This window comes from [Clostridium] ultunense DSM 10521, assembly GCF_000511955.1.
Taxonomy (GTDB): domain Bacteria; phylum Bacillota; class Clostridia; order Tissierellales; family Tepidimicrobiaceae; genus Schnuerera; species Schnuerera ultunensis.
Map to the genome: position 1 here is coordinate 784,794 of NZ_AZSU01000003.1, position 11,330 is coordinate 796,123.

At 31.9% G+C, this 11,330-nt stretch carries 11 protein-coding genes; 1 reads left to right on the top strand and 10 read right to left on the bottom strand.

Translation table 11 applies throughout. The annotated features are described in order from the left end of the window. Window positions 1–6 precede the first annotated feature (6 nt). The 10 genes from CUL_RS0111065 to CUL_RS0111110 form a co-directional block, all read right to left on the bottom strand. Entirely contained in the window at window positions 7–906 is a 900-nt protein-coding gene (locus tag CUL_RS0111065) for an ROK family protein (protein ID WP_025641743.1), read from the bottom strand. Window positions 907–933: 27 nt separating this feature from the next. After that, complete coding sequence (locus CUL_RS0111070; protein WP_157752651.1) at window positions 934–1,614, bottom strand: hypothetical protein; 681 nt, start codon at window positions 1,612–1,614, stop codon at window positions 934–936. A gap of 19 nt (window positions 1,615–1,633) precedes the next feature. Then, the gene (gene nagZ / locus CUL_RS0111075; protein ID WP_025641746.1) at window positions 1,634–2,890 is read right to left on the bottom strand and encodes a beta-N-acetylhexosaminidase; all 1,257 of its coding nucleotides are present in this window, start codon (window positions 2,888–2,890) and stop codon (window positions 1,634–1,636) included. A gap of 172 nt (window positions 2,891–3,062) precedes the next feature. Next, window positions 3,063–5,159 carry an acetate--CoA ligase family protein gene (locus CUL_RS0111080; protein WP_025641747.1) on the bottom strand — a complete coding sequence of 699 codons (2,097 nt, stop codon included), beginning with the start codon at window positions 5,157–5,159 and terminating at the stop codon, window positions 3,063–3,065. A 12-nt stretch (window positions 5,160–5,171) separates the two neighbouring features. Next, window positions 5,172–5,705: a 2-oxoacid:ferredoxin oxidoreductase subunit gamma family protein gene (locus tag CUL_RS0111085; protein WP_025641748.1), complete on the bottom strand. Its 534-nt coding sequence runs from the start codon at window positions 5,703–5,705 to the stop codon at window positions 5,172–5,174. Next, window positions 5,705–6,442, bottom strand: coding sequence for a thiamine pyrophosphate-dependent enzyme (locus tag CUL_RS0111090; RefSeq protein ID WP_025641749.1), 738 nt, complete (start codon window positions 6,440–6,442; stop codon window positions 5,705–5,707). Before CUL_RS0111090 ends, CUL_RS0111085 begins: the two co-directional genes overlap by 1 nt. Window positions 6,443–6,444: 2 nt before the next feature. Next, a complete protein-coding gene (gene vorB, locus CUL_RS0111095) occupies window positions 6,445–7,500 on the bottom strand; it encodes a 3-methyl-2-oxobutanoate dehydrogenase subunit VorB (protein ID WP_025641750.1) in 1,056 nt (351 codons plus the stop codon). Window positions 7,501–7,560: 60 nt separating this feature from the next. Beyond that, window positions 7,561–7,758, bottom strand: coding sequence for a 4Fe-4S binding protein (locus CUL_RS0111100; protein WP_025641751.1), 198 nt, complete (start codon window positions 7,756–7,758; stop codon window positions 7,561–7,563). A 132-nt stretch (window positions 7,759–7,890) separates the two neighbouring features. Further along, window positions 7,891–9,036 (bottom strand): Glu/Leu/Phe/Val family dehydrogenase, encoded by a 1,146-nt coding sequence (locus tag CUL_RS0111105; protein WP_025641752.1) that lies wholly within the window; start codon window positions 9,034–9,036, stop codon window positions 7,891–7,893. 375 nt (window positions 9,037–9,411) lie between these two features. Then, window positions 9,412–10,803 (bottom strand): YfcC family protein, encoded by a 1,392-nt coding sequence (locus CUL_RS0111110; protein WP_025641753.1) that lies wholly within the window; start codon window positions 10,801–10,803, stop codon window positions 9,412–9,414. Window positions 10,804–10,925: 122 nt separating this feature from the next. Between CUL_RS0111110 and CUL_RS0111115 the strand changes: the two genes are divergently transcribed. Then, the coding region (locus tag CUL_RS0111115) for an IS1/IS1595 family N-terminal zinc-binding domain-containing protein (protein ID WP_025641755.1) at window positions 10,926–11,330 on the top strand (405 nt) is incomplete at its 3' end.

An 11,330-nucleotide genomic window follows, 5' to 3' on the forward strand; every position in this document is an offset into this window, starting at 1 on the left:
ATCCTCCTAAATATTATCAAAGGCTACTTTTGCAGCTCCGATCATTCCAGCATCATTCAAGTATTTAGCCGGTAAAATTTCTGTCCCCTTTGGATTATTACAGTTATGATAATAATAATCTATAGCTTTCTCCCACCAAAATTCTTTAGAGTTGATGACTCCACCACCAATTATTATTCCCTCAGGATCAAATATATTTTTTATAGATATTAAATAGGTTCCTAAATCAGCAACAAACTTATCTATAGCCTTTTTACAATTCTTGTCGGTTTCATAGTTTTTAAATATATCTTTCCCTTCCAGTCTTTCTCCTGTCAACTCTAGATAGGTTTTTTCTACAGCATTTCCCGATATATATTGTTCTACACAGCCTTTCTGTCCACAGGTACATAATCTACCATTAGGATATAGTATAGTATGACCTAATTCAGCTCCTTGATAGTTTTTACCATACCAGATTCCAGATTTTTTGGAAAATATAGCTCCTCCAACTCCAGTCCCTAAGGTTAACATAATAAAACTATCCAATCCTTTTCCTGCCCCTAACCATTCTTCACATACGGCTGCTACATTAGCATCATTTTCTACAAAAATGGGTATTCCCCTAAATTCTTTTGATAATTCTTCTCTAATCTTAGTACCTGCCCATCCCTTTATATTTCCACCTATGGTTAATACTTCTCCTTTTTTTACATCTATGAATCCAGGAGAGCCCAACCCAATAGCTTCTACTTTCCCTCCCTCTATTAATTCTTTTATAACTTCCATTATCTTATTTATAACAACAGTTCTACCGCCCTGGGAACCTGTAACTTGGCTAGCTTTTTTTAGTACTTCTCCCTTTTCATTAATAAGTCCACCATATATGCTAGTACCACCTAAATCGATTCCTATAACCTTTTTCATTCTAATTCCTCCTAACTATAATAGGGATTATCCCTCAATATTGGTTAAATAATATACTTTCAACCTTTCATCTAGTTCATTATAATAATCTAGTAATTTATTCTTATCTACAATGCCTGTCCCCCAAAGATATAGATAATTGAGTACTTTAGGGTTGAAAGATAGGTTTAAGAATTTTTTAGCAAATATATTTGCCCCTATATCACTAGTTTTAATGATAGGGTAGGACTTTTTAATAGGTCCTAATCTAAATACATTCACCTCATCTAATTTTTCATAGGTATTCCCTATCTCCTTAGATTCCATATAATGAAACAACTCATGGGCTAATAATATTCTATATATATTGTTATAATTTAAAAATTTAATCCCTAATCCGCTATAGGCTTGCTCCATTCTTTTTATAGATTTTTCATACAATATTATTTTTTCTTTATCTTCTTTGTATTTCCCTCTAAGCTTTACCATCTCAAAATCATATTCGGTAGTATCTACTTCCACTTGAATCTTTTTATCTTCACAGATTTCTTCTAAAGAATTATATCTTTTCATGAAATTTAATGCTGTTTCAATCCCTATTTTAATGGATTCATCAATAAAATAATCTACCTTAGTTTTTGGTATCTTTTTAAAACTATTATCTTCCATCAATTCAGCCATCGACATAATCCTATCGGTAGCTCTATCAATGATAATTTTATATGGCAAAGTATCAACCCTTTCCATCCTATCTAGAAATTTTATTTAATAGTTCTTTGGTTTTAGAATTTAATAAGTTCATTTCAATTTTATCTATTATATTGTCTTCTATTTTATATTTTTCTTTCAATTGAAGGATTCTATATATTTTTTCATCTAGTTCTTCTTCAGATATGGTTCCATTATTAACTTCTTCCTTTATCCTATTAATAATTTTTATTTGATTTTCATAACCATGGCATATTAGTAGTAAGTCACCACCAGCCTTTAAAAACTTAACTGCTGCCTCTTCAATATTATAGTTTTTAATTATTGTTCCCATAGTCATATCATCTGATATTATTACACCTTTATAGGATAATTTCTCCCTAAGTAATTTTGTCAAAATCTCCTTTGATAAGGTAGCAGGATACTTGTTGTCCAATTCAGGGAAAAGTATGTGACCTACCATTATTCCGTCAACACCTTGTCTAATACCTTCAATGAAAGGTGCTAATTCTAATTCTTCCAGTTCCTTAATATCTTTATTTATCACAGGCAAATCTATATGGGAATCCATATCCGTATCTCCATGGCCTGGAAAATGTTTTGTAACAGGAATAATATTTTCTGACCTTGTGCCTTTCATTACCTGTATTCCGTTTTCTATTACTGTTTCAATTGTAGAGCCAAAAGCCCTATCTCCTATTACTGGATTTTTTGGATTGGAGTTTATATCTAAGACTGGGCCAAAGTTCATATTAAATCCCAAAGATTTTAATCTCTTTCCTATTATTTTACCATATTCGAAGGAGATATCTCTATCATTTATTTCCCCTATTTTTCTAGCTGCTGGTAGTTTTAAAAATGAGTTGGGAAGTCTAGATACCCTTCCTCCTTCTTCATCTACTGATAAGAATAATGGTATTGGGTTAGTTGAATTAGCCTTTTTTAAACTATTTAATAGTTCTAAAGTCTGGTTTTCTTCAGAGATATTATATTTGAATAGAGTGAAACCACCTATATGAAATTTCTCGATAATTTCCTTTGTATGGTCATCTATTGTATAACCATTTATCCCTACTATCATCAGTTGACCTATCTTTTCATCTAATGTCATACTATCTATTTTCTCTTGAATATTATTTTTAGTTTCAAGTTTTTCTGTTGGTTCTATTTTTCTTTCTTTCTTCATTGCATTATCTTTATGCTGATAATTATACTTATTTTCTTCTCTGGCATTCCTACATCCAGGTATAATCAAAATCAATCCAATGAGTATAATTATTAATATTTTTCTATTCATATTATCCTCTTTTCGTTTTCTCTTATATTTCAGCGAAAATATATTTTTCACAATTAGTATTGTCCTTTAGGCCAATTTTATTATACTATCTCTATTATTGCAATATCTTAAAGGATATAAAAGAGTGTAGAAGAAAATCTTCTACACTCTTTTATATTCTAAATATATTATTTTACTCTTGTATTAATATTAAAGCATCAGCTACAGATAATTTTTTTCCTTTTTCGTATAGGAAAACTGGATTTATGTCAACTTCAACTACTTTATCTTTGTTCTTCACTGCAAAATCAGACACTTTTACTATTAAATCTGTCAATGCTTCTATATCTAGTTCTTCACTACTACGATACCCAGTTAATAGTGGATAAGCTTTTAAGGACTTTATCATATTCATAGCTTCTATATGGTTAAGGGGTGCTGGATATAATGCAACATCTTTAAATATCTCTACAAACACCCCTCCCAATCCGCAAAGCACCATTGGACCATATATAGGATCATTATTTACCCCTACTATAAGTTCTAATCCCTTTGATAACATCTCCTGGACTAATATTCCATTAATCTTTGCCTCAGGAGCATTTTTAACTACATTGTTCATTATTTCGTCAAAAGCTTGTCCTAACTCTTTTTCAGATTTAATATTTAATTTAACGCCACCCACGTCTGATTTGTGTGGAATATCTGCTGATTCAATCTTCATTACGAGCGGATATCCTGTTTCCTTGGCAATTTCATATGCTTCTTCTTTAGTTTTAGCTATTTGCTCTTTTGGTACTGGTATTCCAGCCTTTGCTAACATAGTTTTACTTTCATGTTCTGACAAAAATTTCTTTGTTTTTAATCTGGTGTTTTTTGGCAATGCTAATTCCAATGTATGATTCTCGCTATTGTATTCAACAAAATCACTAAATTTCTTTAAAATTTCCATTGCATAAACAACTGGAGGTAAGATTGGAACCCCTGCCTTTTCTAGCCTCTCAGTATATTCTGGGTTTCTTGTATTTTCTATATAAGGAATCATTGCCATAGGCTTAGTATTTCCTTCTTTGACTACCTTTTCAATACCTTCGGTCATATAATATATACATGGATCAGCTATATTAAGCAATAAAGTATATCCTATTAATACCATGTCTATATTAGGATCATCCATTACTGTTTTTAGTGCCTTTGCATACTTTTTACTATCATATGATAATGTAGCTGTCATATCTAAGGGGTTATTAGGGGTTGCATAGCTAGGTAGCATTTGATTTAATTTGTTTAAGGTTTCTTTGGTGAAATCTGGAAAATTTAATCCTTTTGAATACGCCATATCTGCTGTAATTATGGTTTCTCCACCAGATAAATTCATAGATGCTAATCTAGCTTTTTTAGGATACTCTTTTATTGTAGCCAGTAGGTGAGCAGTTGATAAAAGCTCTTCCATATCATTAACTCTAATGACACCAAATTTTTTAAATATAGCATCGTAGGTCTTATCAGAACCAGAAAGACTCCCAGTATGAGAAGCTGAAATCTGTGACCCCTTTTCTGACCTACCTGTTTTTAAAACAACAATAGGTTTTTTCTTTATAGCTGCCTTTTTTAGTGCTTCTACAAATATTCCCGGCTTAGAAACACCTTCCAAATATACCGCTACTACTTTAGTGTTTTGATCTTCTACCAAATAATTTAAATATTCTTCCATTGTAATTACAGAGCTATTTCCAGCTGAAATTACATAAGAAAATTTACCCTTTGGGTTATCCATCAGAGAAAGACATAATTGTCCACTTTGGGAAATTAGCCCAACATTTCCTTTTCTATCTCTTTTCTCAGAAATAAATGCAAAACTATATACATTATCAATATAATTAATAAAGCCTCCACAGTTAGGCCCAAGAAGTGCAATATCCAATTGAATACAAGTTTCAATTAATTCTTTCTCTGCTATTTTACCTTCTACAGTTCCTGTTTCTGAATAACCGCTAGCATATACCACTGCAGCTTTACACCCTTTTTCTTTCGATTGTTTAAGAATATCAATAACAGAACTCTGTGGTGTACAAATTATTACCATATCAAAATTAGTGGGTATTTCATCAGTGGAATTATAACATTTTTGTCCAAATATCTCTGTTCTTTTAGGATTAACAAAATAATATTTAGATGGATTACTAAAATCCATTATATTTCTACAAGTATCTCCTCCAAAGGAGCCTCCTCTTTCACTCGCTCCTATAACTGCAATTTTTTTTGGTTGTAAAAGATTGGATATATTCATTCAATACTCCTCCTAATTATCTAATAAATCATATCCTTTTTCAAAGCAAAGCCTATTTGCTGGATTCACTATTCCTTTTGAGGCGAAAAAGCCATCTATACCTTCTATAAAAGAGTCCTTATCAAAGATACCAGTAGCCTTCGCAAAAGCACCTAAAACTGTAATATTTAATCCTTTTGGATTATTTACTTCTCTAGCTATATCATTTGCTGGTACCTTAACTATTCTAATATCATCTCTATATTTCTTACCTTTTACCATAGACGAATTAACTATTAATAGACCGTCAGGCTTTATCATATTTTCAAATTTTTCTACAGAAGGTGCGTTCATAGCAATAAGTACATCTATATTTTTAACAAATGGACTTGCAATTTCTTGATCATCTATTTTTACATTACAGTTAGCTGTCCCTCCTCGCATTTCTGAACCATAGGATGGAATCCAAGTAACATTTTTACCGTTATTTATTGCAATCTTCGCTAAAATTAATCCTGCTGTTAAAACTCCCTGACCACCAAAACCTGCAGATATAATTTCAACCATTATTGTATTCCCTCCTTATCAATATATTCACCCGTTTTATAATAATCTGCAACCACTTTATCTACTCTTTCAGCACATCTAACAGGTTTCATGCCTAGATTAGTAGGACAAGGCGATAGTATTTCTACTAAACAATATCCTTCATTATTCATGTGTTTTTCAAAAGCTTTTCTTATATATTTTTTTGTTTTCTTAATATCTGTTGCATTGGATACTGAACTCCTCGCCAAATACGCAACGTCTAAATCTCCTAAAACTTTTACTACATCAAAAGGTTTTCCCGTTTTTGAGATATCTCTTCCTTTAATTGAAGTTGAAGTTTTTTGTCCTTCTAATGTGGTAGGTGCCATCTGTCCACCAGTCATTCCAAAAACTCCATTATTTATAACAATAGCTACTACATTATCGTTCCTAAGGGCTCCGTACATAGTTTCTGCAATGCCTATCGAATAAGCTGCTCCATCACCAAGGTATGCCAAAACAGGATTATCTTTTCTAACTTTTTTTACACCAATCGCTGTAGCTATTGGCCTTCCATGGGCTGCCATTATAGTGTCAAATCTCCATGTATCAATATTTAGAGAAGCACATGCAACATCAACCACTGTTAATAATTTTTCTGTTAGCCCCATTTCTTCCATTACTTCTCCAATCAACCGAGCTACAATACCATGTCCACATCCAGGGCAAAATGATGTTTCAGCAAAAGATATTGATTCCGGTGCCTTTATCTTCATTTTTATACCTCCTCATCCAATATTATTTTTTTAACTTTTTCAATGACTATTTCTGTTTCAGGTACATCTTTAACTGTAGTATATTTATATACTGGATAAGCATTGTTTACTGCTAAAACTACATCATCTACCATTTGTCCTAAAATATTCATTTCTACTGTCATTAGTGCTTTACATTTATCTGATAATTCCTTAAAAGCTTCTATAGGGAAGGGCCATAATGTAATAGGCCTTATTAAGCCTAATTTTATTCCTTGTTTTCTTGCTACCTTTACTGCCTCTTTACATACTCTAGAGCTTATTCCATAAGAAACTAGTACTACCTCTGCATCTTCTAAATATATTGACTCCCATCTTTGTTCATTGCCTTCCATAGATTTATATTTATCTATCAAGAAACTATCATAGTTTCCCATATAGTATAAAAGATTGGTAATCTTTCTTTGCTCTTCTCCTTTTTTACAACCTTTTATTGACCAATTGAATTTATCTATATCATGCTCTTGCATTTCAGGTAAAACTACCTTCTCTACCATTTGTCCGATAGCTGCGTCTGATGCAATTAGTACAGGGTGTCTATATTTTTCCGATAAATCAAAAGCAAGATAAGTCAAATCAGCATTTTCTTGAACGGAGGCAGGTGCTAATACTATAACTCTATAATCCCCATGACCTCCACCTCTAGTCAATTGCCAATAATCTCCCTGACTCTGGCCAATATCCCCTAACCCATTTCCATATCTCATAACATCAACTATTACAGCTGGAAGATCTGCTGCAACTAAATAAGATATTCCTTCTTGCAATAAACTAAACCCAGGACCTGATGAGCTAGTTATCACTCTAGCTCCAGCTGCTGAAGCACCAAGTAGCATATTTATTCCAGCTAATTCGGACTCCGTCTGTATAAACTCTCCTTCGACTTCGTCCATCCTCCATGACAAATATTCTAGTATTTCACTTTGCGGTGTGATAGGGTACCCGCTAAAAAATCTACAACCTGCTCTTATTGCTGCTTCTGCTAATGCTTCATTCCCTTTCATTAATACATACTCCATTATTTGACCTCCTCTCATACAACTCATATAACATATTTAAAATATAATAACGGTAAACTTTTACACTATTTCAAAAACATAATCTGGACATACTTGATAGCAAATACCACAACCTATACATTTTTCTTCATTTACATGAATTGGTTGATAACCTTTTTTATTGGTTATAGCCATGATTGATATTGCATCTTTTGGACACGCCTTGATACAATAATAGCATCCCTTACATCTATTTGAGTTTGTTTTTGCTTTAGACATAGAATATCGCCTCCTTCATTATTTCAATTGGCATTACCTATCAAGTGACATTTGTAAAGCCAATACTTAAAACTACAACCACTAGTATTGGCTTAATCATCTATAAATTCTATTTAAAATCAATAAATTTTTTTATATTTCCGGTCCATCAAAAACCTTTGGTGCAAATATTTCAAGTGCTACATCTCTTTGATATCTATTTTGTTTTTTACTTTCTTCAAATAATTTTCTCGTGTTTTTTCTGCAAATATGTTCGATATCATCAATTACTAAGTGAGGTTCTGGTTTTATTAACCCAAATACAATTACATCATAGAATCGAATAGCTCCTAGATTTGCAATAAAGTCTACTACTATATCTTTGTCACTTTCTCTAAATATTTTATCTGCTTTTGGAGAAATTGGAATATTTGCTCCTTCCACAATTAGGTCAGCTTTAACTTTATCAACGTTGTTTTCATTAATAACATCTTCCAAAGCTGCTGGTATTAATATGTCGCATTCTACATCTAGCCATTCTGAATTAGGTCTTATTTCATAATTTGGCTCGAAGTGGTTTTTATCCATTTCTCCAAGTTTATTTTTATGATTTATAAGTTTTTGGACATCTAGTCCTTCACCGCAAGTAACTAACAAATTGGCATCTGAAATACCCACAATTTTATACCCCAATTGACTAAGTTTTAAGGCACAGCTAGCTCCGACACTTCCAAAGCCTTGAATTACTACTTTAGCACCTTCTTCTCTTTTTAAGAATTTCCAAGCTTCATCAGCAGAAAACGCTACCCCGTATCCAGTAACAACATCATTTATGGGTATACCATCTACTTTTTCTCCCATCATGACATCAAAATCTTTAATTCCTTTTTGAACTACAGGATCTTTTTCCATAGATTTAGTTTGAGGCAATTCAAATTCAAATTCCTTAAATACTTTCAATACATCATCATATCTTGTCCCTAAATCTTCTCCAAGAGAAACTCCTACTTTAATATATGGCATCATTGCAATTAAATATCTTCTTAAAACATCATAAGCATCTGGAGCTCTATAATCATAAACAATTCCACCTTTACATCCTCCTGTTGTATCTGATTCACAAGCTGTGTATTTATAAGCCATCCCAAGTGCAAGTCTTTCAACTTCCTCTCTAGTAACTGTTGGATGCATACGTGTTCCACCACCAGTATATCCTTTGACAAAATTGTGTACTACTAGCCATCCTTTTGCATCTGTTAAATTGTCATTCCACTCAATAACTAAATATGGTCTTTGCATAATAATTCCTCCTTATTGTTTAATTTTGATAGATATAGAAAACTAATCCGAGCATCTAATTTTTAAGTTTAGTTAAATAATTGCGATTAATAATCAACTATTTTGATTCATTTCTTTGCTTCATTTTATTTAAATATATAACACTTAATATATTATATATTATATATTATATATAAGAATTGTCAACTACTTATTCTTAATAGAATATTATATGCAATATTGAATTACATGGCTAGTTAGATTAGCTAAGTATAAGCTTTGATTAGTGTATTCCAAGAGATGTTTTATATAATATTCAATTTTATATTGTTCAAGCAATTTATTGTATGCAATATATTGTATATTGTTTCTTGTATTTCAACTAACAATCGTTGTTTAGAAAGGTCCATAGCCTATTACATTTGCTACAATAATGAAAATACATTGAAATACAATCATAATATAGAAAAATGGAAGGAAAAATTTATACCATCTTTCTAAGGGTATTTTCCCTATCCCGCATATTACAGAAATAGCCGCTGTGGGCCAAATTAAATTGGAAAAACCGTCTCCCATCTGAAAAGCTAGCACTGCTACTTGACGATTAATATTATGCATATCCGCTAAAGGAATCATAATAGGCATAACTGCAGCAGCTTGGCCAGATCCAGATGGTATAAATAAATTAAGAATTGTTTGGATAAATAACATACCCACTGGATATAGATGATAGGGAAGGTTTTTCATTATATTATACAAATAGTAAATAATGGTATCAATAATCACACCTTCGCTTAATATGACTAAAATACTTCTTGCAAGCCCTATAACTATTACTCCTAAAATAATATCCTTAAAACCCTCCACTACTGTGTGTACTATTTTTTGGCTTGAATATCCAAGAAAAACACTGCTAAATAAACCTCCCATAATAAATAGTGCAGAAATTTCTTTGAAGTACCATCCTCGCGCCATAGCACCATATATCATAAAACCTACAACAACAACTAGACCTAACATTATAATTTTTTGTTGAAAAGTAAAATTCCGTTCTTCCATATTCTCTTCAGTATAATCAAAATATATGTCCTCTACATAGCTTTTCATTATACCATTAGAAATTCTCTCAGCATAACGCATAACCCATAAAATATATAATGTAACAAACACTATGTAAATAATTATTCGATACGTGGCTCCAGAACAAAAGGGTAGCTCTGCAATATTTTGTGCGACCCCTATGGTATATGGATTAAAGGCTGAGGCTGCAAAACCAATCATAACTGCCCCGCCAGAAATAGCAATTCCTACAATTGCATCATAACCAACCATGTTTGCTGTTGTTATAAATAGGGGAATAAGGGGATAAATATCCTCAGTCTCCCCATAAGAAAATCCTGCTAAAGAGATTAAAATAATAAATATTGGGATAATAAGATTCTTTTTATTTCCTAGCTTTTTAATTAATGCAATAATAGCTCCACTAAAGGCCCCTGAGTCTGTAATTACCCTAATATAAAAACTAGAAAAAAAACAAAGATAGATAATATCACTAGCATCCAAAAAACCTTGATGAATGCTACCAAATATTTCCATAATCCCCAAATAATTTTTTTCTATTCTTTGAAATGAATCGCCATCCACCACCTCAATTCCTGTTTGAGGGTCAACTTCTCTGTCAAATTTTCCAGATGGTATTATATAGGTCAATAATAATACGAGTATAAATATCATAAATATAGTCGTTACTGGCGATGAAAATAGAAAACTTTGTTTACTCTTTTCCATTATTTTTCCTCCTCCAAGCAGACTGCGCTCTGTAAACTTAAATGAAAATTGAGGACTTCAATCCTCTGTGGTACAATGTTTTTGCTAGAAAACAAATACCTCCCAGAAAGGATGAAGTCCTCATGCAAAAAATTGTACCACTTCAGTGTCCAAAATGCAATAATAAAGAATCTTTTTATCGCTACGGCAAAGATAAAGATGGATATCAAAAGTACCTTTGCCGTAAATGTAATCACCAATTTGCTCCTGATAGACCAACATCTAAAAAGAAACCTAAATACCCTCGTTGTCCTGTTTGTGGTAAAGCAACATTTCTTCATCATGATTATAAATATTACTCTAATTATCGTTGTTGTGATAAAAAATGTAATCATTCTATGTTTGTTCCTAAACCAAATAATATATTACCTGCATCCATGTCTAAATTAGTTGGTAAGACTGATTTTAAACGTATGCGTTATCCTGTGTATATTATTTTTACTGCTTTATCTATGTTCTATCTTGGTAAAAATTCTTTTAGAAATATT